This is a genomic window from Cupriavidus sp. FW305-46, from assembly GCF_058787075.1.
The window spans coordinates 1-22,838 of sequence record NZ_JBYSZI010000082.1 but is presented as its reverse complement, the minus strand read 5'-3'; the positions used below and the strand labels follow the sequence as shown (position 1 = coordinate 22,838).

The window sequence follows — 22,838 nt, the reverse complement described above, 5'->3', positions numbered from 1 at the left end:
CGGCGAAACAGCCACGCTTGCCAAGGACGATAAGCGACCGTATGGCGCCACGCTACCGCATGGCATACAACAACCCCAGCCCACCTCAATCCACCAACTCAGGCCACCCCTGCTCCCCCCCTAACCCAGGCAATAGTCGCACCACATACTCATGCAACCGCGACAACTCAAACGCAATCCCATCCGGAAACCCCTGCCTCCCACCGCGCTTGTCGATCAGCAGCTCAACCAGGAAAGCATGCAAAGCCGCCGGGTTGACAGATAGCGCAGCCAATTGGTTGCCGATGCGCGCATAGCGGCGGCATAGCTCCACGGGGCGCGCTTCGGCCGGCAGCGACGCCAGCCACCGTATGGCGACGTCTGTAAGCAAGGTATCTTCCGGCGAAGGCGGGCGCCGCACGCCGCTCCAGTCAGGCTCGGCGTGCACTGGCGGCGCGCCGTCCAGCACCTTCTTTGCTTCCTCAACGGTGACGAATTCAAAAGAGAGGGGTTCCATGCCGGCTCCGGGATCAGACCAACGCGCACCGCTGCGCATTAACGCGCATTCTAGCGATTACGGCGCTTCGCTGGCTATCTTGATAGCCATGCCAGCCTCGGCCTCCGTGCGCCTTCTTCGCTAGCGCCTGCCGGCCGCGCCAAACAGCGCGGGCATGAACGTGGCCGTCAGCGCGCGGGGCATCCGGTCTTCCATGCGGGGACGAGCGCGCCGTCGCGCGCGAAGCGGAACTGGCCGTCGAGGTAGCCCAGGCCGAACAGCGTCAGCACCTGCGTGTAGTAGCCGGGCGGCTCGCGCTGCGCCAGTTCGCGCGTGCGGCGCGCTTGCGCGCTGGCCTGGCCGGCGCGGCCGAGCGCGGCCAGGAAGGGCGCCACCGCGGCGGAGAAACCGCCGTTGCCTGCGTTGGGGCCGGGCTGGCCGGTCTGCGTATCGACGCGTTCGGGCGGGAAGCCCTTGGCCGCCACGTAGTCCGCCAGCGGTGTGAAGGTGCGCAGCAGCGCGGCGCGCTGGGGCTCGTCGCTGGCCAGCATGCCGGCCCACAGGTAGACGCGGATCGCGTTGTAGGCGCTTTCGGCGTGCGTTTGCGCATCGGGCAGGAAGCCACGCCCGGTCTCGTATTCCACCCAGTCCGGCGCGAAGCCGCGCGGTGCGGTGTCCAGCATCAGCCTGGCCGAACTGGCCACCAGTTGCTGCCAGGCCGGTTCATCGGGCAGCAGCGTGGCCAGCCGGCGCATGACCTGCATCGGCACATAGCTTGGGTTCAGGCGCCAGCGGCGCTCGCTCAGCTTGAACCCCTGCGCGCCGGGCAACACGGTGCGGCCCAGGCTCGGCAGCACCGCCGTTTCCTCGCGCAGGATGCGCCGGGCCATCAGCGTGCCGAGCGCGGTGAAGCGCCGCTCCTGCCAGAGCCGGCCGGCTTCCAGCAGGGTGTAGGCGAGCCACAGGTCGGCGTCCGAGGCCGGGTTGGCATCGATCACGCCCCAGCTGTCCGCGGCCTTGCCTGCCGATTTGGCCTGCTCCGGCGGCAGCCGTCCCCAGATCCAGGCCGGCAGGTGCGCGATCAGGTCGCCCTGGGCGAGGTTGTTCTCGGTCCAGGCAAGCAGCTTGTCGAAGCTGGCGCGGTCATTGGCCGCGAGGGCAAAGAACAGGCCGTAGGCCTGGCCTTCAGACACCGTGGCCTGGTTCTCGGTGCTGGCATCGATCACGCGGCCGTCGGCGCTCAGCAGGGTTCGCCTGAAGGCATCCCAGTCCGCCCACTTGCAGGCCGGGGCGCCGGCAGCCGTGGCGGCCAGCGAGGCACAGGCCAGCGTACCGGCGAGCAGCCATCGGGTCAGGCCCGTCAGCGTGCGCCGCATGTCAGCTCCCGTTGCGCCGTGCCGCCAGCTTGCCGGGCGTCCAGAACAGCGACAGCGCCACCACCAGCCCCGCCATCAGCCCGGCGATCGCCATCAGGCCGGGGAAGGCCGAGACCCGCACCCAGATGGCCGTCGATGGCGGACACCGGCGCCACCGTCACGCGCAGCGACGGCAGGCCGGTCCACTTGCCCATATGCCCGAAAAGCACCGCGCGAGCCACATTTCCTCCGGGTCTAAAAAAAAGATTCAGGGGTGATATAAAAAGCAGAAACGCCGCCCCCTGGCAAGGGGGCGGCGTTTGCGGTTGGCAAACCGGCCGCTTCAGGCTGCCTGTTGGCGGCGCAGCGGCAACCGCCTCACCCGCAGGTTCCGTCGGCCGCGCACACGCCGCGCACCACCATCTCGCCCATGAAGCCCATGGAAGCCTGGTCGGCAATCGCGTCGCGCAGCGCATCCAGCGCGGCGTCATGGGGATCGCTGGCATTGCCGGCCTCCAGCGGCGTGTCATGCCAGCGCCGGGGTAAGGCAGCGGGGTCGATATCGACCCCGGCGCCTGCCGCCAGCGCGGCCAGCACCGCGGCTTCCGCTTCGGCCATGGCGTCGGCGGACAGGTCCCTGGCGCGCGCCTGCCCGAAACTGTCGAACGCCTGTTCCGGCGGCCCGCCAAACAGCTTCCACAAGGCCAGCTCGGTCAGCGGTGAGCAGTTCACGGTGCGCCCGCCCAGCACCAGGCCATGCAGCCGCAGGCGGTTCGGCTCGCCCTGCGCAAGCCCGCCCTCGCAGCGCACCATCAGCGCGCCGCCCGGCACCTCGGCCAGGCGGAATGCGCCCTTGGCATCGGTGGTTGCGTTGCGCACTTGCCCTTGCGCATCGCGCAACTGCACGGTGGCGCCTGCCAGCGCGGCGCCGACGGCAGCCGTGCCGCTCACTTCCGGCGCATGGCCATCCCCGCATGCTGCGACCGCCGCGACCCCGCATGCGAGCACGAGGTGGCGCCAGGATCTAAGGTCCTTGCCCATGGTTGCTCCGCCTAAGGTGCCAGGGTGGCCAGCTCGCGGCGCGAGCGGTTGAACAGGCCGCGCGCCAGCGGCGTCGGGCGGAAGTCGACGTCAAGCGCCGAGATCGTGATGAACTTGGCCAGGAAGGCCGGCGTCTCCGCGATCCGCGCCAGCGCTGCCGCTTCGGTCTCCGGCGCGCCCACGTCGATCGATACCGTGTTGTCGGCATTGCGCTTGTAGGCGGTGGTAAAGGAATCCACCGTGCCAGGCGTGGTCAGGCGCACGCCGGCAGGGGTTCCGCCGGCAGCGATCGGGTAGTTGATGCTCAGCGGGTGGGCCACCGGCAGCAATGGCTGGCCGGCTGCGCGCGTGGCTTCCAGGCTGGCAATCACGCGGGCCAGGAAGGCCCCGGCCTTGGGGAACGCGGCCACGGTGCTGCCGAAGCCGGTGCGTGCTTCGGTAAAGTCCACGCCAACGCTCAGCGCGATGCCGGGCACGCCGCGGCGCGCGGCGAACAGCACGTTCATCACCGTGCCCGAGTGCGGAATGGAGTCCGACAGGTTCTCGCCGAAATTGGCCCCGGAGACGACCAGGTCCGGCGTGAAGCTGCTTTCCGGCCCGACGATCTTCAGGCCCATGGCGGTGGCGTCAACCGGCGAGCCGCTGCCCAGGTAGTCCGGGTTGGTGGCATTGAGCGCGCCGCCTGCGACGAAGGTGGTCTTGACCCGGTGCACGCAGAAGGTGTCGGCGCTGCCGGCGAGCGGATCGACCACCAGCCGGGTGCGCCCGTCGGGCACGGCATAGGCAGCGCCCGAGCCGCTCTGGTTGCTGGCCGGCCCGACCGTGATGACGCGGTGGCCGGCGTCCTGCAGGGCCTTGCGGACCGCGGTGATGCCAGGTGCGGCGCAGCCGTCGTCATTGGTCAGCAGGATATTGAGCGCGTGCGCGGGGCTGGCCGCGGCGGCGAGTGCCGCGGCCGCGATACCGAGGCCAGCGAGCCGCAGGCGGGTGGGAAGTCGAAGCATGGGAACCTGTCTCCATTCTCTGGTGCGTGATGAAAGCCATGCACGGCCGCGCAGCGGCGCCGCCGGGCTTGATCGAAGCCGGGGCGACAGCGTCACGGCACCAGCAGGCCCCGTTCGCGCGCCAGCGTGATCGCCGTATCCTCGATCATGTCCTCCTGCCCGCCCACCAGCCGCTGCCGGCCGAGCTCGACCAGGATCTCGCGCGCGGGGATGCGGTACTTGGCCTCGGCGCGCTTGGCGAACAGCAGGAAGGACGAGTACACGCCGGCATAGCCCAGCGTGAGCGCGTCGCGGTCGATGCGGATGGGGTGGTCCATGATCGGCACCACCAGGTCTTCGGCCACGTCGGCGATGCGGTAGACGTCGACGCCGGTCTCGATGCCCATGCGCTCGCACACGGCCACCAGCACTTCCATCGGCGTATTGCCGGCACCGGCGCCCAGCCCGGCGGCGGCGGCGTCGATGCGGCTGGCGCCGCAGGCGATCGCGGCGAGCGAATTGGCCACGCCCATGGCAAGGTTGTGGTGGCCGTGGAAGCCCAGCTCGGTCTCGGGGCGCAGCGCCTGCCGCACGGCGCCCAGCTTCTCGGTGACGTCGTGCGGCAGCATGTGCCCGGCCGAGTCGGTGATATACAGGCAGTTGGCACCATAGCTTTCCATCAGCAGCGCCTGCTGCACCAGCGTCTGCACCGGTGCCATGTGCGCCATCATCAGGAAGCCCACGGTATCCATGCCCAGCTTGCGCGCCATGCCGATATGCTGCTCCGAGACATCGGCCTCGGTGCAGTGGGTGGCGACGCGGATGGTATGCACGCCGATCTCATGCGCCATGCGCAGGTGGTCGACGGTGCCGATGCCGGGCAGCAGCAGCGCGGAGACGCGCGCCTGCTTCAGTTCGCCCAGCACCGCGCGCAGGTATTCCTCGTCGCTGTGCGCGGGGAAGCCGTAGTTGACCGAGGCGCCGCCCAGGCCATCGCCGTGGGTGACCTCGATCAGCGGCACGCCGGCGGCGTCCAGCCCGCGGGCAATGCCTTTCATCTGTTCCAGCGAGATCTGGTGGCGCTTCGGGTGCATGCCGTCGCGCAGGGTCATGTCGTGCAGGGTGATGCGTTGGACCATGGCTGGCTCCTCAGGCGTTGGCGGTTTCTTGCGCGCTGCCGGCGCGCATGGCGGCGGCGATGCACTCGGCGGTGCGGGCCGCCGAGGCGGTCATGATGTCCAGGTTGCCGGCATACTTGGGCAGGTAGTCGCCCAGGCCCTCGACCTCCAGGAAGATCGACACGCGCTTGCCGTCGAACACGGGGCCGTTCTTCAGCGTGTAGCCGGGCACGTACTTGCGCACTTCGGCAATCATGTCGTGCACCGAGGCGGTAATCGCGGCAACGTCGGGCGCATCGTCGGTCAGGCAGTGGATGGTGTCGCGCATGATCAGCGGCGGCTCGGCCGGGTTGATCACGATGATGGCCTTGCCCTGGCGCGCGCCGCCCACGGCTTCGATCGCGCCCGCCGTGGTGCGCGTGAACTCGTCGATATTGCGGCGCGTGCCGGGCCCGACCGAGCGCGACGACACCGTTGCCACGATCTCGCCATAGGCCACCGGCTGCACGCGCGAAACCGCATACACCATGGGGATGGTGGCCTGCCCGCCGCACGTGACCATGTTGACGTTCATCTCGTTGCTGCCGATATGGGCGTCCAGGTTGACCGGCGGCACGCAGAACGGCCCGATCGCCGCCGGCGTCAGGTCGATCACGCGCACGCCGCGCGCGGTCAGCTTGGCCGAGTGCTCGGCGTGGGCGTAGGCGGAGGTGGCATCGAAGGCGATGCGGATATCGTCGGCCTCCAGGTGCGGCAGCAGGCCGTCGATGCCGTCGCTGGTGGTCTTCAGCCCCAGCTCGCGCGCGCGCGCCAGGCCTTCGGATGACGGCTCCACGCCGACCATCCAGACCGGTTCCAGGATGTCGCTGCGGCGCAGCTTGTAGAGCAGGTCGGTGCCGATATTGCCGGGCCCGATCAGGGCACATCGGATCTTGTTCATGGGGTCTCGCTTGGCAAAGTCAGGAAGTCAGGAAAGTCGTGGAAGTCAGCGGAACACGGCGCTGCAGCCGCCGATGCCGGTGATATGCATGGACAGCCGGTCGCCCGCCTGCACCGGAATCAGCGCCGCCAGCGAACCCGACAGGATGGTCTCGCCGGCCAGCAGCGGAATGCCGAAGCTGCCCAGGGTGTTGGCCAGCCACGCCACCGCGTCGGCGGGATGCCCCAGCGCGGCGCTGCCAAGCCCAGTGGCCACGCACTCGCCGTTTTTCTCAAGCGTCATCGCGCATGCGCCCAGGTCCAGCGCGTGCGGGCTGACGCGTTCCGCGCCGAGCACATAGACGCCGCAAGACGCGTTGTCGGCGACGGTGTCCTCGATGCGGATGCGCCAGTCCCGGATGCGCGAATCCACGATCTCGAAGCAGGCCGCCACCGCTTCGGTGGCGTCGAGCACATCGGCGCGCGTCACGCCCGGGCCGCGCAGGTCGCGCCGCAGGAAGAAGGCAATCTCGCCCTCGGCGCGCGGCTGGATCAGGGTATCGGTGGAGATGGGCTGCCCGGCGGCGTACTGCATGCTCTGCAGCAGGATGCCGAAGTCTGGCTGGTGCACGTCCAGCATCTGCTGCACGGCCGCGCTGGTCACGCCGATCTTCTTGCCGGTGACGCGGTCGCCGGCCGCCAGCCGGTGGGCGATAAAGCCTTGCTGGATGCGATAGGCAGCGTGGACGTCGAGCCCCAGTCCGCGGCCGCTGAGCGGCGGCACCGGCGCGCGCGTGACCAGCGCATGGTGGAGTTCATTGCTGAGCGTGGTGATCAGGTCGGCGTTCATGGCAGGGGAGGGTCGGGCCGCGCTGCCGCGGCGGCAGCGCGCCGCGGCAGTTCGGGTCAGGACAAAGGTCAGAACGAGTACTTGGCGTTGAAGGCCACGTAGTCGCGGTCAGCCAGCGGACGGTTGGCGATGTTGGGCCCGCCGATGAACGCGGCGTAGGTCAGGCTGAGCTCCAGGTTGTTCAGGTACTTGAAGGTCAGCCCCACGCTGGCGCGCTTGTCGCCATAGCCCATCAGCGTGCCGAAGGCGCCGGCCACCGCCGACTGGCCGCTGAACTGCTGAGCGTAGGTGAGTGGCACACTCATGTCCCAGCCATCGAACACATTGTTGTAGGTCAACGACCAGCCCACCTGGAACGCCGCCGAGTTGCGGGTGTTCGACAGCTTGCTGAAGCCCATCACCGGGTCCACGTCCAGCACGTGCAGGTAGGCGACTTCGCCCAGCAGCGTCTGCGAGTCGGCCAGGAAGGTCGGGCCCACCGAGTAGATCGCGGAGAGCTGGCCCTGCAGCGCCTTGCCGCGCGTCGCGGTGGGCGAGCCGGCCACGTCCACCAGCATCGGCACGCCGTCCTTGTAGCTGACTTCACCGGCGACGTTGGCGCCCAGCACCTGCGTGGAGAAGCTGGCGCCGGTCAGGTTGATGCCGCCGTAGAACTTCTGCTGGTACTGCAGCGTGGGAAAGAGCGAGGTGACCACGCTCGGGTTCTTGTCGTGATAGCGCAGCTGGTACAGCCCGATCTCGGTGCTGTCAAATACGCGGAAGCGCGCGCCCACGCCCCATTGCCCCCAGTCCGAGGGGCGGATATCCGGGCCGCGCGGGATGTTGAAGCCGGGCCCGATGATGAACTCCGCGCCCGGGCCGACCACGTCGGTGGAGCTGAAATAGCTGCCCGGTGCGAAGATCTGGTTCGGCTTGTAGGTGAACTGGTAATAGCCCATCACGCTGAATGCCGGCGTGACCTGCAGCTGCAGCGACGCCTGCGGCACCGGCAGCAGGATGTCCTTGACCTCGGCGCCCGGCACGAAAGCCTTGGTGGCATCGGCAGGCCCTTGCGCGCCGGCGATATTGGCGAAGAACAGGCTCTCGCCCCAGGCGACCACCTGGTTGCCCAGCTTGAAGCTCAGCTGCGTGCTGCCGATCGGCGCCGCGCCATAGACATAGGCATCGAGCAGTTGCGCGCGGTGCTCGTGATAGTCCTGCGCCGAGTTGGTGAACTGGTTGAACGGGCCGCTGTGGTTGACCGTGAACGGCGCATTGTTCGAGTTGGTGCCGCTGTAGGCCCAGTCCTGGAACACGCTGCCGCGCACCAGCGCGCCGAAGACGTCGTGCTTGAGATGCGCTTCGCCCAGCAGCGAGACGCGGTTGGCGATCATGTCGCCGCGCTTGAAGTTGCGGTTGCCATCGTCGCCGTTGATGTTGGCGGGGCTCAGCAGCGTGTTGCTCTGGTGGCCGGTGCGCACCGCCGCGCCGTAGGAGGCGGTGACGCTGTAGTCGAGCGTGGTGTCGTGGCCAAGGTCGATGGTGTCGCCGGCCCTCGCTGGCGTTGCAAGCAGCGCGGCCAGTGCCGCCGCGGCAGCGATTGGCCGCAGCCGGTTGCGGCGTTTCAGTGGGCCGAGTTGTGGATGGTGCATGGTGGTCTCCCCGTGGTGTCGGTGTTGGTTCATTGCCTGGCACTTCGAATGGCGCTCGCCTGGTCGCAAGCGTAGAGAGGGCCAGCCATGCACAAATCGGCAGAACGGACTAGGCGGTTTCCCTACAGGCGGGCCGCTCAGCCGCGATTGACCGAGGCCGCGTCGAGAAAGGCCGGGCGCTCGCCGCCGCCATCGATCACGAGATTGGCGCCCGACACGTACGACGCCTGCGGCGATGCCAGGAACAGGCACGCGCCGGCGATGTCGTCCGGATGCGCGAGCCGGCCCAGCGGCACCGTCGCGGCCATGGTGCGCAATGCCTCGGGGTCGCCGTAGTGCTGCTGCTGCGAGGTCTCGGTCAGCACCACGCCCGGGCTGACCGCGGCAACGCGCACCTTGGGCGCCCATTCCACCGCGAGCGTGCGCACCGCATTGAGGATGCCGGCCTTGGCGGCGCCATAGGCCGCCGTGCCGGGCGAAGGACGCAGCGCGCTGACGCTGCCGACGAACAGCTGCGTGCCGCCGCCGGCCTGTTGCTGCATGCGTGCATTGGCGCGCTGCGCGAGCTGCAGCGGCGCTACCAGGTTGAGCCGGATCACCGATTCCAGCAGCCGTGGCGAGGCCTCCGCAACCAGCGCGAACGGCGAGCCGCCGGCGTTGTGGATGACCACGTCGAGCGTCGGGCTGGCCTGCGCGATCTGCGCCAGCATGGCATCGACCTGTTCGATGTCGCGGATGTCCGCCGGGATGAAGCGGGCGCTGCGGCCATCCGCGGCCGGCACTTCGCTGTCGTCGGCGGGCGCGGTGCGGCCGCATACGAAGACCTGCGCGCCGGCGCGCCGGCGCGCAGGAAGGCCTCGCTGATGGCGCGGCCGATGCCGCGCATGCCGCCCGTGACCAGCACGGTCTGGCCGGTGTAGTCGAATCCTGTCATGGGTCCCCCTTGATGCATGGAGCGCCCATCGTAGGAGAAGTGGCCGTCCGGATCGTAGTCCGAATGAACGATGCCCGCGCTGGCGGCGCTGCGCAATATGCTGGGCAAACCACGGGAGACGCCCTCATGTCCGCTACGTCACAGCACACGCCTTTGTCCCCACACCCGAACCTGCCGGTCGGGCGCTTCGTCACCACGTCAACGGGCCTGCGCCTGCACTGCCTGGACTCCGGCAGCGGCGAGCCGGTGGTGTTTATCCACGGCAGCGGGCCGGGCGCGAGCGGGCACAGCAACTTCCGCCACAACGCGCCGGCCTTCGCCGAGGCGGGCCTTCGCACCGTGGTGGTGGACCTGCCGGGGTATGGCCTGTCGTCCAAGCCGGACGATGTCGAGTACACCCTGGACTTCTTCGTCGCCGCGCTGCGTGAGCAGTTGCTGGCACTGGAGCTGCCGCGCTGCGTGCTGGTGGGCAATTCGCTTGGCGGCGCCATCGCGCTGAAGTACGCGCTGGACTTCCCGGAGCATGTCAGCCGCCTGGTGATGATGGCGCCCGGCGGCGTGGAGGAGCGGGAAACCTATTTCCAGATGGAGGGCATCCAGCGCATGGTGTCGCTGTTTACCGGCGGCCACATGAACCCGGACACCATGCGGCAACTGCTGCAACTGCTGGTGCACGACGCCAGCCTGGTCACCGACGCGCTGGTCGAAGAGCGCATGGCGGTGTGCCGCGAGCAGCCGCGCGAGGTGCTGGCCACCATGAAAGTGCCCAACCTGACCGAGCGGCTGGGCGAGATCCGCTGCCCGGTGCTTGGCTTCTGGGGCACGGAAGACCAGTTCAATCCCGCCTCGGGCGCCACCAAATTCCTGGCCGGCTGCGCCGACGCGCGCTTCGTCATGATCAACCGCTGCGGCCACTGGGTGATGGTCGAGCACGCCGCTTATTTCAACCGTGAATGTCTCGGCTTCCTGGCGGATACCGCCCAGGGCGGGGCGGCATAATTGGCTCGCACGTCCACACAAGAAGACCCAGGAGACATCATGGAATACCCGTATAGCCTGTTCGACCTGCGCGGCAAGGTTGCCGCCATCACCGGTGCCGCGCGCGGCATCGGCGCGGAAACCGCCCGCGTGCTGGCGGCGGCCGGCGCGAAGGTCGCGGTACTAGACGTGCTGGAAGCCGACGGCAAGGCCACCGCGGAAGCGATCTGCGCCGAAGGCGGCGAGGCCGCGTTCTGGAAGCTCGACGTCACCAGCGAAAGCGACGTGAAGCGCGTGTTCGCGGAGATCGCGGCGCGCTTCGGCGGCCTCGGCATCCTGGTGAACAACGCCGGCATCGAAGGGCCCAATGCGCCGACCCATGAGCTCGCGCTGGAGCAATGGCAGCAGGTCATGGCCGTGAACGTGACCGGCACCTTCCTGTGCACCAAGCACGCCATCGGTCACATGGAGCGCGCCGGCGGCGGCGCCATTGTCAACGTGTCGTCGATGTACGGCATCGCCGGCGGGCCGGACGTGCCGCCTTATCACGCATCCAAGGCCGCGGTGCGGATGATGGCCAAGACCGATGCCATGCTCTATGCCGGCAAGGGGATTCGCGCAAACTCGATCCATCCCGGCTATATCCGCACGCCGATGCTCGAGCACGTGGCCCAGGCCTCGGGGCAGGGCGAGGCGCTGTTCGACTACCTGGGCGGGCAGACCCCCGCGGGCAAGGTGGGCCAGCCGCGCGACATCGCCGCGGGCATCCTGTACCTGGTGTCCGACGCCGGACGCTATGTCACCGGCGCCGAGCTGGTGATCGACGGCGGCTACACCGCACGCTAGAACCACCAGACAAGGAGAATCCCCATGCCCGATAGCGCCGCAATGAAAGCCACGCTGCTCGCCTATGCCGAGCGCTTCAATGCCGGTGACGCGCAGGGCGTTGCCGCGCTCTACGCCGACGATGCCACCGTCGAAGACCCGGTCGGCGCGCAGCCGATCGCCGGCAAGCCGGCCATCCTGGCCTTCTACCAGCACACCACCGCGCTGGGCGCGCGCCTGGAGGTGGTGGCGCCGCCGCGCGGCTCGCACGGCGACGCCGCCGCGCTGACCTTTGCCGTGCACGCGCGTCTGGAAGGGCGGCCGGCCCGCATCGACGTGACCGACATCATGACGTTCGGCGCAGACGGCCGCATCCGCAGCATGCGCGCCCACTGGGGGCCGGACGACGTGCATTTCCTGTAGGCCCGCCGCGCCCATGGCCCGCCACACCCGCGAGGATGCCGCCGTCACGCGGACGCGCATCCTGGCCAGCGCGCTGCAACTGATCCGGCACCGCGGCCTGCATTGCGTCACCGTGGACGATGTGGCCCGCGCCATCGGCATGACGCGCGGGGCGGTCTACGGGCATTTCCATTCCCGCACCGAGCTGCTCGGCGCGCTGCTGTCGTGCGCCGAAGCCGACTTCGCCGCCCGCCTCGCGCCGCTGGCGCAGGGCCGCGCCGGCAGCGGACCAGGCGCGCTGGAGCAGGCGCTGGCCGCCTTGCTCCATGGCGATGACCTGGCGCGCCATGTCAGCCTGCTGGCGGCGCTGCTGCAGCACAAGTGCGGCGACGACTGCGAGCTTTGCCCGCTGCGCGCCCGCGTGCTGGCGGGCGTCGAGACCCTGCGCGCGACCTTTGCAGACCTGCTGCCGGCCCCCGGCCTGGCCAGCCTGCTGGTGGCGCACCTGTGGGGCCTGCTGAGCGCGCACGCCATGCACCTGGCGCCGTCTGGCCTGTCCGGCTGTGCCGCGGCGCTGGCCGGGCTGTATCAAGGGCCCGATGTGCCGCAGCATCCGTCCCTGTCCACCATCCCCTCCTGTCGATCCGACGCCACTTTCGATCCGGCGCTGCTGCGGGATACCCCTTAGTCTGCTCGGACGAAGCGTTTCGGGCCGGCGCTGACTACGATGCTTTCAAAAGCATGGAAACCCAGCAAGGGTGCGGAGGAGACAGCATGAAGCGGCTCGGATTTCGTTGGGCGGCGGGCCTGGCCGGGGCCGGCGCCGCGATGGGCGCGGCCTGGGCGATTGCCGTGGGCGGCGACCTTGCCACCGCGCATGGCAGCCAGGACGAGATGCCCGCTGTCAGCGCGGCCTCCGCCGACGCGGCGCAAGACCACTGCAACGACGCCTGCGTGCGCAGCCGCGGCACCGCGGCGTTGGTGGTGCTAAGCCAGAGACCTCCGCATTGACCTGTCGATCGACCTGCCTATGCAGGTCGATCGACGGGCCAGTCCCTAATCGCCGAAATAGCGATCTGCGACCTCAGTCGATCAGGAAGCGTTGCGTCAGCAGCGCCCAATAGGCCGCGCCGATGGCGACGTTGTCGTCGTTGAAGTCGTAGCCGGGGTTGTGCACCATGCAGGCGCCTGCACTGTCTCCATCGCCGTTGCCGATCAGCAGATAGCTGCCGGGGCAGCGCTCCAGCATGAAGGCGAAGTCCTCGCTGCCGGGCAGCGCCGGGCCTTGCGGCACGACCTTGTCCGGCCCAAGCAAGGCGAGCGCCGTCTGGCGCGCGAATTCCGTCTCTTCCGGAGTGTTGACGAGCACCGCATAGCCTTGCCGGTAATCGATCTCGGCGCGCACGCCGTAGCTTTCCGCCTGGGCCTGCACCAGGGCCTTGATGCGCCGCTCCAGGGTGGCACGCACGTCGCGGTCGAGCGCCCGCACGCTGATTTCCAGCGTGGCTTCCTGCGGGATCACGTTGTTGGCCTTGCCGGCATGCATGGCGCCGACCGTTACCACCGCCATCTGCAGCGGGTCGACGTTGCGCGAGACCACGGTCTGCAGGGCCAGCACGATGCCGGCGGCGGCCACCAGCGGATCGGCTGCCCGGTGCGGCAGCGCGCCGTGGCCGCCCACGCCTCTGACCGTGACGGTGGCGTAGTCCGACGAAGCCATGGTGGGACCGTCGCGCAGCACCAGCCGTCCCTGCGTGATGCCAGGCATATTGTGCATGGCGAAGACGGCGTCGCAGGGATACTTCTCGAACAGCCCGTCCTGGATCATGCGCACGGCGCCGCCCATGCCTTCCTCGGCCGGCTGGAAAATCAGGTTTAGCGTGCCGGAGAACTGCGCTTCCTGCGCCAGGTATTCCGCGGCGCAAAGCAGCATGGCGGTGTGCCCATCGTGCCCGCAGGCATGCATGACGCCGGCATGGCTGCTGGAGTAGGGCAGGCCGGTCGCCTCGCCGATCGGCAGGGCGTCCATGTCGGCGCGCAGGCCGAGCCGGCGCGTGCCGCTGCCGCGCCGCAGCCTGCCCACCACGCCGGTGCCGCCCAGCCCGCGCTCCACGTCGTAGCCCCATTGGGCGAGGCGCTCGGCCACAGCGTCGCTGGTGCGGTGCTCCTGGAAGCCAAGTTCCGGATGCTGGTGAATGTCGCGGCGCAGCGCAACGAACTTGTCCGCGCGGGAGCGCAGCGATTCCAGGATGGCGTGCATGGGATTTCTCTCCTCTCTATATGCGATGGCATTGGCGTTGCGTCATTGCGGCTGCAGCCCGATGGCCTTGGCCAGGCCGCGGTAGCGCGCCGTCTCGCCTTCGTAGAAGCGGGCCGCCTCCTGCAGCGTCATCGGCGTGGCCACGGTCTGCATCTGGGCTTCCAGCCCGGCGCGCACGCCGGGATCCTTGAGGACATTGCCGAGCGCCAGGTTCAGGCGCTGCACCACCTCGGGCGGGGTTCCCTTCTTCACCATGAAGCCGGTCCAGATCGTGAAGGCGAAGTTCTTCAGCAGCTTGCCTTCGCCGATGGTGGGCACATTGGGCAACAGCGGCGCCCGGGTGGCGCCCGCGGTGGCCAGCAGTTTCAGCCGTCCCTGCTGGGCCATCGCGCCGAGCGCGGCGTTGAACGGCACGATGGCGAAGTCGAGCTGGCCGCCGCCGAGGTCCTGTACCAGCGGCGCCGCGCCCTTGTAAGGGACGTGGGTCATCCTGGTGCCGGTGAGCTGCTGCATGTGCTCGACCAGGATGTGGTACAGCGAGCCCACTCCCACGCTGCCGTAAGACAGCGGCTTGTCCTTGCGGCTGCGCGCCAGGGCGATCAGTTCGTCCGCGGAGTTGGCTTCCAGGTCCTTGCGTGCGATCAGTGCCAGCACCGCGGTGGAAATCGGCTGCACCAGCTGGAAGTCCTCCGCCTGCAGCTTGACCGCGGCATTGGCCAGCGGAGACAGGATCACTTCGTTGGGAGAGCCCTGGAACAGGTAGTAGCCGTCGCCCGGCGCCGACAGCACCTTCTGCGCGCCGATGGCGCCGCTGACGCCGCCCAGGTTCTCCACCAGCACGGTCTGGCCGAGCTGCTTGCCGACGGGCTGGCTCAGCACGCGGGCGATGGCGTCGGAGGCGCCGCCGGCGGGATAGGGCACCATCAGTGCGATCGGCTTGGCGGGATAGGACGCCCCGGTCGCCCCCGCGGCTGCGGTCGCGCCGGCCGCGCCGGCGCAGATCGGGCTGGCCAGCACGGCGGCAAGCAGGCCGCCAGTCAGCCTCGTCAGCGGGCGGCGCAGGCATTGTGTGAGGGTCATCGTCGTCTCCTGATCATGGATGCCGCGTCTGTCTTGTTGCCCCGGCGGGACGCACGGCTGGCAGCCATGTTAGGAAGGCGGCAACCTGATGTCCAATGCATCATTTTTCTCATTATCATTACAAGATTGCATGCGAGGACGGCGATGAACCTGATTCAGCTCAAGCACCTGATCGCGCTGGCGGAGACCGGCTCGTTCAGCCAGGCCGCCGCGCGGCTGCATCTGACGCAGCCGGCACTCAGCCGCAGCATCCAGGCCCTGGAAGCGGAGCTGGGCATGCCACTGGTAGACCGCATCGGCAAGCGCAACGAACTGACGCCGTTCGGGCAGCTGGCGCTGGAAAGGGCACGGCGCATCGCCTTCGAGGCTGGCGAGCTCAGGCAGAGCGCGCTGGCGTTGCAGGCCGGCCAGGCGGGCACGCTGCGCATCGGCCTGGGATCCGGGCCGGGCGCCATGCTGATGACGCCGTTGCTGGTGCATATGGCCAGGCACCATCCCAGGGTCAGGCTGACCATTTCGCGCGGCGCGACCAATCTGCAGCTTCAGCAGCTACGCGCCCGCGCGCTTGACGGCGTGGTCATCGATCTGCGCTCGCTAGTGCCGGGCCCCGACCTGCGCGTGGAGCGGCTGCCGGACCTGCGCGCCGGCTTCATGTGCCGCAGCGGCCATCCGTTGTGCAAGCTGCGCCGCGTGAGCTTCGACGATCTGCTGGCCTATCCGATCGCTTCCAGCCCCCTGTCGGACGAGGTGGCGCGCATCCTGATCGCCCACTTCGGGCCACGCGCGCATCCCGACCAGATGGTCACGCTGCGCTGCGAGGAGATCTCCAGCCTGGTGGAAGCCGCCCGCATCACCGATGCGGTGTTCCTCGGCATCATCGCCGCCGCGCGCGAGCCCATGGCAAGCGGGGAACTGGTGGAGCTGGCATTGACGCCGCCCTTGCACACCAGCGCGCAGTTCGCGCTGATCACCTTGCAGGGACGGACCGAGACGCCCGCAATGGAGATGCTGCGGGCATTCATGGCGGAGAGGATGCGGGAGTAGCGGCGCTCCCGCCCGCGCGTACAGGCAATGACCGCTCAGCGCAGGCCAGCCTGCCGTTGCGCATTCAGCGCTTCCGCGCGCGCCTTGACGTCGCGTGCCACCTGGTCGAACCCCTGTTTCACCCAGGCACCGTGCTCGCGCATGATGGTCTCCGCATTCAGTCCAAGGAACAGGTCAGTGGTGAAGTAGCGGGTGCGCCCGGGCCCGATGGCTTCCAGGTACTGGTCGCGCCGGGCGGCATCCTTGTTCTCGTCGGTGGGGCGCTGCTCCCACGAGAGCAGGCGTTCCGGCTCCCACGCCACCAGGTACTCGTTGACCGGGATGACCTGGTCAGTGCCGGGGATGCGCACCTGCATGTACACCATGTCGCCGAGCCGGCCGGTGGTCTCCAGCCCAGGGCAGAACGCATTCCATTCCGCGTAGCGCGCAAAGTCGGTCAGCACTTCCCACACCAGCGCTACCGGCGCGTCGATCTCCACCTGGATCGACGTCACGAGATTCTCTGCTTTGGCCATCGGCCCCTCCTTCATGAAAGTCATTGGGAAGGGACACACTAGAGCCGTGTGACTGCGGTTCGCATACCCCGAACGGACGAGTCCGGGTGGACGAAGGCGATGTTGTCGAGGTCAGGCAGATTGAGGCTTGCCCCGAGCGCGCTGTCCGGCGGCGGCGACGCGCGGCGGGGTCTCAGTCTCCAACTGCTGTGAGCTTGGTGCCGGCCATCCGGGATGGCTGGCATTTTTTTTGGTTCATCGTCAAACTCTGGGGTCGGGCCGCGCGCAGGCCCACACACTTCAGGAGAACCCATGTTTGACCACGTCAAATTCGGAGTCAGCGACTATGCAGCGAGCAAGGCGTTCTTCCTCAAGGCACTCGAACCGCTCGGCGTAGCGGTTGCCTCGGAGGGGCCGCCGGTGTACGGTGTCGAGCTATGCCCAAAGGGCAAGGCTTCATTGTGCCTGTTCCAGACCGAGGAAAAGCCGGCGCATCTGCACCTGGCGTTCACTGCCGAGAATCGCCGGCAAGTCGAAGCTTTCCATCGCGCGGCCCTGGAGGCGGGTGCCAAAGACAATGGGGCGCCTGGCCTGCGGCCGCACTACCACGCCAACTACTACGCAGCGTTCGTCATTGGTCCGGACGGGCACAACATTGAAGTGGTTTGCCACCAACCCGAGGCCTGACCCTGCCATCAGAGGGACGATCATTTCCCCTCGGGGTATTCCAGCTCCGGATACCAATCCGCCCCCCGGCCTTCCGGCGTGGTGTCCAGCAGGGTCCACAGCGGATCCAGGTCCGGCGCACCGCGCGGGTCCTGACCCGGGTCGACCGAGAGGGCATACATCTCGCTGCTCCAGAAATGGCGGATCTTGCCGTCCCGACGCGTAAACACCGAGTAGCCCGGAACGTCGGCATCCTCGGGGCTGACATAGTCGCGGGTGAAATCGCCGTCGACGTCCGCGTAGACCTTCAGCTTGGTCCAGCCCCGCGCCTTCTTGGCGGCGACCAGGCGCTCGATGGGCGAGCGGGCGATCATCGCCAGCGCCACGCGCTGCTCGATGTCCGGAACCTTGTGATCCCACGACGCCATCACCGACGTGCACATGGGGCAAGGCTGTTCCCGCTGCGGTCCGAACATATAGCTGTAGATGACCAGGGTGTCCTTGTCGCCGAACAGTTCGGCCAGCGTGACCGGACCGCCTTCTCCCTGGAAGGTATAGCGCTTTGTCACCTCGCCGCCCGCGGGCAGGCCGCGGCGCTGTTCGGCCACGCGCTCGATGTGGCGCCGCAGCTCGATTTCCTCCGCGAGCAGCGCATTGCGCGCCTTGCGGTACTCCGCGCTTTCATTGGGAAACCGGACGGGGTTTTGTTGCGCCAACTCGGTTGAGGGAATGAGTCTTGCAGTGGTGTTCATGTCGGTCCTCCTGCCAGGATAGATACCGCGAATGGCCGGGGAATGTGATGCCGTCGCGCTGCGTCGGCGTTTCCGCGGCCCTCTCGTAGTTCGTGTCAGCCCGGGCCGAAATGTTCCGCGCCATGCAGGCCCGATGCTGCCCGTGGCGTGGCCATTGCCTTTCCATTTGAGAAAGGAAGGTGGAGAAAGCCGCGATTCCAGCCTGGCCCGCCTTCCCCTCATCATGTCTGTGGCGCAGCAATGCGGCAGATGCCTGCCGCCCCTCGACCGCAGCCCGTCCCTACGCGCCAGTGCGATGAGCCGTGCCTCACATCGGCACGCCGCGGGCGGCCCGCAAACCTGGAAGTCATGCAATGAAGATCGTATTCCTGGACCGTTCCACCATCTCGCCGCAGACCACGCTGCGAGCGCTGCCGTTCCCGCATGAGCTTGAACTCTACGGGGAAACGGCTGACGAGGACGTCGCCGCGCGCATCGCCGCCGCGGACGTGGTCATCACCAACAAGGTGAAGCTGGATGCCCGCCAGCTTGAGCAGGGAACGAACCTGAAGCTCATCGCCATTGCGGCGACCGGCACCGATGTTGTCGACCTGCAAGCCTGTGCCGCCCGCGGCATCGTCGTCTCCAATATCCGCAACTATGCCGTCCATACGGTGCCGGAACATACCTTTGCCCTGATCTTCGCGCTGCGGCGAAGCCTGGCCGCCTACCACGATGCGGTCCGGCGCGGCCGCTGGCAGGAATCCGGATCCTTCTGCTTCTTCGACTACCCGATCAAGGACTTGCACGGGTCGGTGCTTGGCATCGTCGGCGACGGCGTGCTCGGCCAGTCGGTGGCCAGGATGGCGAGTGCGCTGGGCATGCAGCCGCTGTTTGCGGCCCACAAGGGACGCGAGGGCATGGGCCCGCTCTACACGCCTTTCGACGAGGTGCTGCGCCGCAGCGACATCATCACCTTGCATTGCCCGCTGGTGGCGCAGACACGCAACCTGATCGACACCGCGGCGTTCTTGAAGATGGAACGGCGCCCGTTGCTGATCAACACTGCCCGAGGCGGGCTGGTCAACGAAGCGGCGCTGGTGGAAGCGCTGCAATCCGGAAAGGTGGCGGGGGCAGGCTTCGACGTTGCGACGCAGGAACCGCCCGGCGCGGAACACCCGTTCCATCAGTTGAAGGATGCGCCGAACTTCATCCTGACCCCGCACGTTGCATGGGCCAGCGACGAGGCCGTGCAAGGCCTGGCCGACCAGCTTATCGACAATATCTGTGCCTTCGCGCAAGGCGCGCCCAGGAACGTGGTGGCCGCATGACGTGCCCGCCGGACGAAGGATGGTGCCGACAATGAAAGCAGCAGGACTCAAGGTGCTGGTTGCACCTGACTCGTTCAAAGGCAGCCTCAGTGCGACCGAGGTGGCGGATCGCATCCGCGCCGGCATCCGGCGTGCGGTGCCTGGTGCGGATGTCACCGTGGCACCGATTGCCGATGGCGGCGAAGGTACCGCAGAAGTCCTGGCGGCCACGCTTGCGGGCGTGTGGGAAGCGGTGGTTGCCACCGATGCCAATGGCGTGCCAAAGCCGGTGCGGTACTTCCGCGGCCGCACGCAGGAGTTTGGCGAGCTCGCGATCGTCGAGGTGGCTGAAATCGTCGGCCTTCCGCACGCCCTGCTGGCGCCGGGGCAACGCACGACCAGGGGCATCGGCCATGTCATCCGCGCGCTCGCTGAGCGCAGTGTCGATACCATCGCGATCGGGCTGGGCGGATCTTCCACCAATGACGCAGGTGCCGGCCTGCTGGCGGAAACCGGCTTTCGCTTTACCGATGCGCAGGGCAACGCATTGTGGCCAACCCTGGATACGCTGGACGCGATCTGCGCCGCAACGTATCAGCAGCCTGCGCAGCTTGGCCGGGTCCGGCTGCTGGGCCTGTCCGACGTCAACAATCCGCTCTGCGGGCCAAACGGCGCGACCTTTGTCTTCGGCCCGCAGAAGGGTGTGCAAGACCTGGCCGCTGCGGATGCCCGGCTGGAACGGTTCGCAAAGCGATGCGCGGCCGTCGTCGGGCTGGATGTTGCCGATGCGCAAGGCAGCGGCGCCGCCGGCGGCATCGGCTTTGCGTTGCGCCTGCTCGGCGCCGAGATCGTTCCCGGCGCGGCCTTTGTGCTGGGTGCCGCCGGCCTCGGTGCAGGGCTCGGCGCCTTCGATTGGGTCATTACCGGCGAGGGACGGTCCGATGCGCAGACCATGATGGGGAAAGGTCCTGCCATGATCGCGCGCATGGCGCGCCAGGCTGGTGTGCCGGTGACGCTGCTCTCTGGCGCCGTCGAGCCCGATGCCGGACTGGCCGAAGCCTTCGACGGATGCATCTCGATTCAGCAGGGGCCGGTATCGATCGGCTTTGCGATGGAGCATGCGGCGGCATTGCTTGAGGATGCTGCATGCCAGCTTGCGCGCCTGTATGTCGCCGCCGGCCGGCAGGAAAATCGCCTGGGCGTATAGAAAAAAAGGGTCTCCCCACCCCGGGGAGACCTTCCACGCATCGAAGATACTTAGTCCGCGCGAATATTCGATGTCTTGACCACACGCGACCAGGACACCAGTTCCTGATCGACGAACTTGCCCAGTTCCTGCGGCCCCATGTAGGCAGCGAAGGCACCTTGTTCCTCGATCTTCTTCCTGTAGGTGTCGCTGGCCACGATCTTTTTCACCTCCTGGGACAAGCGCTCGACGATGGCCGGCGGTGTATTCGCCGGTGCAAACAGTGCAAACCAGGATTCCACCTCATACCCTGGCAGCCCAGCCTCCGCGGTGGTCGGCACATTGGGCATGGAGGGATGGCGCTTCGGTCCGGCATAGGCAAGCGCCTTGATCTTGCCTGCCTGCACATGCCCGATCACGCTCGGCGGGGTCGTGATGAACATGTCGACCTGCCCGCTGATCAGGTCGGTGACCACGGGCCCGGCGCCCTTGTACGGTACGTGCGTCATCGGCACCTTGGTCTGCCGCGCCAGCATCTCGCCGGCGATATGCTGGATCGAGCCATTGCCGGACGAGGCATGGAACAGGCCCTTGCCATTGCTTTTGCCGTAGGCGACCAGTTCGGCTATCGATGTCGCGGGCAGCTTGCCGCTGACGGCGATGACGTGCGGCGCGCGCATGACCAGCGCCACCGGGACGAAGCTGGACGGCTTCCAGCGGATCTGCGGGAACAGCGCCGGATTGCCGACGTGGTAGCCGGAATACTGGAGCAGCAGCGTATAGCCGTCCGGCGCCGCCCGCGCCACGGCTTCGGTGCCGATATTGCCGCTGGCGCCGGGCTTGTTGTCCACCACCACGGGCTGGCCAAGCGCGGCCTGCAGTTGTTCGCCGACCAGGCGGGCAACGATATCGGTGGATCCGGCCGGTGCGCTGGGCACCACTAGGGTGACCGGCTTGGTGGGATAGGCGTTGGTGCTGTGGGCCGGGGCGGCCGCAGCCAGGGCCGCCAGGGCGGCCGCGGCGATCGTCATGCGTTTCATGGGTGTCTCCTCCGTCGTTTTGTCGGGTTGGCCGACCTTCAGTCGACCAGTTCTGATATCTCGATCAGGTTCAGGTCCGGATCGCGCACGTAGACCGAGCGGATCTTCTGCGTGGCGCCGGTGCGTGCCACCGGTCCTTCGACAATCGGCCACTGGCATCGCTGAAGATGGGCGATGACGTCGTCGAGCGGGACCGAAGCGATAAAGCAAAGATCGAGTGCGCCGGGAACGGGCAGGTGTGCCTTGGGCTCGAACTCGGCGCCGCGCTGGTGGAGGTTGATCTTCTGGTTGCCGAAGCGGAAGGCCAGGCGACCGTTGCCGAAGGTTTCAGGCTGCATCTGCATGACTTCGGTGTAGAAGTGCCGCGTGGCTTCGAGGTCAACACAGGTGAGCACCAGATGGTCAAGATGGTCGATCAGGGACATGATGGTTTCCAGGTAGATGTCAGGGCTGGAAGGCCCGCTGTTCGGGGATCGCGTCGGCGGCCGGCATCGGATGCAGGTCGAGGCGGCGGCCGGCCTTCAGCAGCTGGCTTGGGACGTCATGGCCGATCAGGCCCCGCAGGCGCGCGGCGGCATCCAGGATGGCTGCCAGGTCGACGCCGGTGTCATAGCCGTCCAGTTCAAGCATATGGACGAGCTCTTCGGTGCAGACATTGCCGGTCGCGCCCGGGGCATACGGGCAACCACCGAGGCCGCCCAGCGAAGCGTCGAAGCGGTCGATGCCCTGCTCCAGCGCGGCGAGCGTGTTGGCCAGCGCCAGGCCCCGGGTATTGTGGAAATGCAGGGTCAGCGCCAGGCTGGGGAACTGCCGCCGCACGGCTTCGCACAGCCTGGCGACCTGGGACGGAAACGCCATGCCAGTGGTGTCGCACAGCGTCACGCCGTGAGCCCCCAGGTCAGCGAAGCGCTGCATCCAGCCCAGCACGTCTTCCAGCGGCACGTCGCCTTCCATCGGGCAACCCATCGCGGTCGACAGCGAGATGTTGATCGCGGTCGGCGTCTCCCTCACCACGCGGATGACGTCGGCAAGCTGGGCAAACGATTGCTCGCGCGACATGCGCAGGTTGGTGCGGTTGTGGCTTTCGCTGACCGACATCACCAGGTTGACCTCGTCGACCTGGCAGGAAAGCGCGCGCTCGGCGCCGCGCACATTCGGCACCAGCACCGTGTAGACCACACCCGGGCGCCGCGCGATGCGATGCATCACCGCTTCCGCGTCGCGCAGCGCCGGGATCGCCTTGGGCGAGGTGAAGGAAGTCACCTCGATCCTGGCGTAGCCGCACGCGCTCAGCGCGTCGATCAGGGCAACCTTGTCATCGGTCTCGACAAAGCGGGCCTCGTTCTGGAAGCCGTCTCGCGTGGCGACTTCATGTATGTAAACCTTCCTGGCAGTCATGCCGGTCTCCTTGTCAGATAATCCCTGCCACGCGCCATGCCTCGCGCTGCGCCGTGCCGATGCCAAGGCCTTCCAGCACCGCGTCGGTATGCTGGCCAAGCGCGGGGGCGGGGTTGGGC

The 22,838-nt window shown here is 67.9% G+C and carries 25 protein-coding genes; 9 read left to right on the top strand and 16 right to left on the bottom strand.

Annotated elements, in window-relative coordinates; all coding sequences use genetic code 11:
• Window positions 1-85 precede the first annotated feature (85 nt).
• The 9 genes from AC3WON_RS28200 to AC3WON_RS28160 form a co-directional block, all read right to left on the bottom strand.
• Window positions 86-496 (bottom strand): hypothetical protein, encoded by a 411-nt coding sequence (locus AC3WON_RS28200; RefSeq protein ID WP_035823786.1) that lies wholly within the window; start codon window positions 494-496, stop codon window positions 86-88.
• A 167-nt stretch (window positions 497-663) separates the two neighbouring features.
• Window positions 664-1,851 (bottom strand): cellulose synthase complex periplasmic endoglucanase BcsZ, encoded by a 1,188-nt coding sequence (gene bcsZ, locus AC3WON_RS28195; RefSeq protein WP_492320713.1) that lies wholly within the window; start codon window positions 1,849-1,851, stop codon window positions 664-666.
• A 357-nt stretch (window positions 1,852-2,208) separates the two neighbouring features.
• Window positions 2,209-2,871 (bottom strand): hypothetical protein, encoded by a 663-nt coding sequence (locus tag AC3WON_RS28190; RefSeq protein WP_492320714.1) that lies wholly within the window; start codon window positions 2,869-2,871, stop codon window positions 2,209-2,211.
• A gap of 11 nt (window positions 2,872-2,882) precedes the next feature.
• Window positions 2,883-3,875 (bottom strand): 5'/3'-nucleotidase SurE, encoded by a 993-nt coding sequence (gene surE, locus AC3WON_RS28185; RefSeq protein WP_492353226.1) that lies wholly within the window; start codon window positions 3,873-3,875, stop codon window positions 2,883-2,885.
• Between the two features lie 92 nt (window positions 3,876-3,967).
• On the bottom strand, window positions 3,968-4,993 hold the full coding sequence (gene dmpG / locus AC3WON_RS28180) for a 4-hydroxy-2-oxovalerate aldolase (protein ID WP_035823796.1): 1,026 nt from the start codon (window positions 4,991-4,993) through the stop codon (window positions 3,968-3,970).
• 10 nt (window positions 4,994-5,003) lie between these two features.
• On the bottom strand, window positions 5,004-5,912 hold the full coding sequence (locus AC3WON_RS28175; RefSeq protein ID WP_492353225.1) for an acetaldehyde dehydrogenase (acetylating): 909 nt from the start codon (window positions 5,910-5,912) through the stop codon (window positions 5,004-5,006).
• 45 nt (window positions 5,913-5,957) lie between these two features.
• Entirely contained in the window at window positions 5,958-6,740 is a 783-nt protein-coding gene (gene dmpE, locus AC3WON_RS28170; protein ID WP_492320717.1) for a 2-oxopent-4-enoate hydratase, read from the bottom strand.
• Between the two features lie 68 nt (window positions 6,741-6,808).
• Complete coding sequence (locus AC3WON_RS28165) at window positions 6,809-8,371, bottom strand: DUF1302 domain-containing protein (RefSeq protein WP_492320718.1); 1,563 nt, start codon at window positions 8,369-8,371, stop codon at window positions 6,809-6,811.
• Window positions 8,372-8,508: 137 nt separating this feature from the next.
• Window positions 8,509-9,153 (bottom strand): SDR family oxidoreductase, encoded by a 645-nt coding sequence (locus tag AC3WON_RS28160; RefSeq protein ID WP_492353224.1) that lies wholly within the window; start codon window positions 9,151-9,153, stop codon window positions 8,509-8,511.
• 278 nt (window positions 9,154-9,431) lie between these two features.
• Here AC3WON_RS28160 and AC3WON_RS28155 point away from each other — a divergent pair, with 278 nt between their 5' ends.
• From AC3WON_RS28155 to AC3WON_RS28135, 5 genes are all read left to right on the top strand, one after another.
• Window positions 9,432-10,304: an alpha/beta fold hydrolase gene (locus AC3WON_RS28155; RefSeq protein ID WP_492320720.1), complete on the top strand. Its 873-nt coding sequence runs from the start codon at window positions 9,432-9,434 to the stop codon at window positions 10,302-10,304.
• Between the two features lie 39 nt (window positions 10,305-10,343).
• Complete coding sequence (locus AC3WON_RS28150; protein ID WP_492320721.1) at window positions 10,344-11,129, top strand: SDR family NAD(P)-dependent oxidoreductase; 786 nt, start codon at window positions 10,344-10,346, stop codon at window positions 11,127-11,129.
• 24 nt (window positions 11,130-11,153) lie between these two features.
• A complete protein-coding gene (locus tag AC3WON_RS28145; protein WP_492320722.1) occupies window positions 11,154-11,531 on the top strand; it encodes a nuclear transport factor 2 family protein in 378 nt (125 codons plus the stop codon).
• Between the two features lie 13 nt (window positions 11,532-11,544).
• Window positions 11,545-12,198: a TetR/AcrR family transcriptional regulator gene (locus AC3WON_RS28140; protein ID WP_492320723.1), complete on the top strand. Its 654-nt coding sequence runs from the start codon at window positions 11,545-11,547 to the stop codon at window positions 12,196-12,198.
• A gap of 86 nt (window positions 12,199-12,284) precedes the next feature.
• Window positions 12,285-12,521, top strand: coding sequence for a hypothetical protein (locus AC3WON_RS28135; protein WP_492320724.1), 237 nt, complete (start codon window positions 12,285-12,287; stop codon window positions 12,519-12,521).
• A 73-nt stretch (window positions 12,522-12,594) separates the two neighbouring features.
• Here the strand turns inward: AC3WON_RS28135 and AC3WON_RS28130 are convergent, their stop codons facing one another.
• On the bottom strand, window positions 12,595-13,770 hold the full coding sequence (locus AC3WON_RS28130; RefSeq protein WP_058697811.1) for a M20 aminoacylase family protein: 1,176 nt from the start codon (window positions 13,768-13,770) through the stop codon (window positions 12,595-12,597).
• A gap of 42 nt (window positions 13,771-13,812) precedes the next feature.
• Window positions 13,813-14,850 carry a tripartite tricarboxylate transporter substrate binding protein gene (locus AC3WON_RS28125; protein ID WP_492320725.1) on the bottom strand — a complete coding sequence of 346 codons (1,038 nt, stop codon included), beginning with the start codon at window positions 14,848-14,850 and terminating at the stop codon, window positions 13,813-13,815.
• A gap of 144 nt (window positions 14,851-14,994) precedes the next feature.
• On the opposite strand from AC3WON_RS28125, the gene AC3WON_RS28120 reads away from it, so the two are divergent.
• Window positions 14,995-15,894 carry a LysR family transcriptional regulator gene (locus AC3WON_RS28120; protein ID WP_436224008.1) on the top strand — a complete coding sequence of 300 codons (900 nt, stop codon included), beginning with the start codon at window positions 14,995-14,997 and terminating at the stop codon, window positions 15,892-15,894.
• Between the two features lie 35 nt (window positions 15,895-15,929).
• On the opposite strand, the gene AC3WON_RS28115 is transcribed toward AC3WON_RS28120, so the two are convergent.
• A complete protein-coding gene (locus AC3WON_RS28115) occupies window positions 15,930-16,409 on the bottom strand; it encodes an SRPBCC domain-containing protein (RefSeq protein ID WP_492320726.1) in 480 nt (159 codons plus the stop codon).
• Window positions 16,410-16,700: 291 nt separating this feature from the next.
• On the opposite strand from AC3WON_RS28115, the gene AC3WON_RS28110 reads away from it, so the two are divergent.
• Window positions 16,701-17,075 (top strand): VOC family protein, encoded by a 375-nt coding sequence (locus AC3WON_RS28110; protein WP_492321055.1) that lies wholly within the window; start codon window positions 16,701-16,703, stop codon window positions 17,073-17,075.
• 20 nt (window positions 17,076-17,095) lie between these two features.
• Here AC3WON_RS28110 and AC3WON_RS28105 read toward each other — a convergent pair whose 3' ends face one another.
• Window positions 17,096-17,806, bottom strand: coding sequence for a DUF899 domain-containing protein (locus AC3WON_RS28105; protein ID WP_492321056.1), 711 nt, complete (start codon window positions 17,804-17,806; stop codon window positions 17,096-17,098).
• 353 nt (window positions 17,807-18,159) lie between these two features.
• On the opposite strand from AC3WON_RS28105, the gene AC3WON_RS28100 reads away from it, so the two are divergent.
• The gene (locus AC3WON_RS28100; protein WP_492353223.1) at window positions 18,160-19,116 is read left to right on the top strand and encodes a D-2-hydroxyacid dehydrogenase; all 957 of its coding nucleotides are present in this window, start codon (window positions 18,160-18,162) and stop codon (window positions 19,114-19,116) included.
• Window positions 19,117-19,147: 31 nt separating this feature from the next.
• Entirely contained in the window at window positions 19,148-20,302 is a 1,155-nt protein-coding gene (locus AC3WON_RS28095) for a glycerate kinase (protein ID WP_492321058.1), read from the top strand.
• Between the two features lie 50 nt (window positions 20,303-20,352).
• Here the strand turns inward: AC3WON_RS28095 and AC3WON_RS28090 are convergent, their stop codons facing one another.
• From AC3WON_RS28090 to AC3WON_RS28080, 3 genes are read right to left on the bottom strand one after another with little or no spacing between them, the layout of a single operon-like run.
• A complete protein-coding gene (locus tag AC3WON_RS28090; protein WP_492353222.1) occupies window positions 20,353-21,321 on the bottom strand; it encodes a Bug family tripartite tricarboxylate transporter substrate binding protein in 969 nt (322 codons plus the stop codon).
• A 38-nt stretch (window positions 21,322-21,359) separates the two neighbouring features.
• Window positions 21,360-21,746 carry a VOC family protein gene (locus AC3WON_RS28085; RefSeq protein ID WP_035827066.1) on the bottom strand — a complete coding sequence of 129 codons (387 nt, stop codon included), beginning with the start codon at window positions 21,744-21,746 and terminating at the stop codon, window positions 21,360-21,362.
• Between the two features lie 19 nt (window positions 21,747-21,765).
• Entirely contained in the window at window positions 21,766-22,719 is a 954-nt protein-coding gene (locus tag AC3WON_RS28080; RefSeq protein WP_492353221.1) for a hydroxymethylglutaryl-CoA lyase, read from the bottom strand.
• Window positions 22,720-22,838 lie beyond the last annotated feature (119 nt).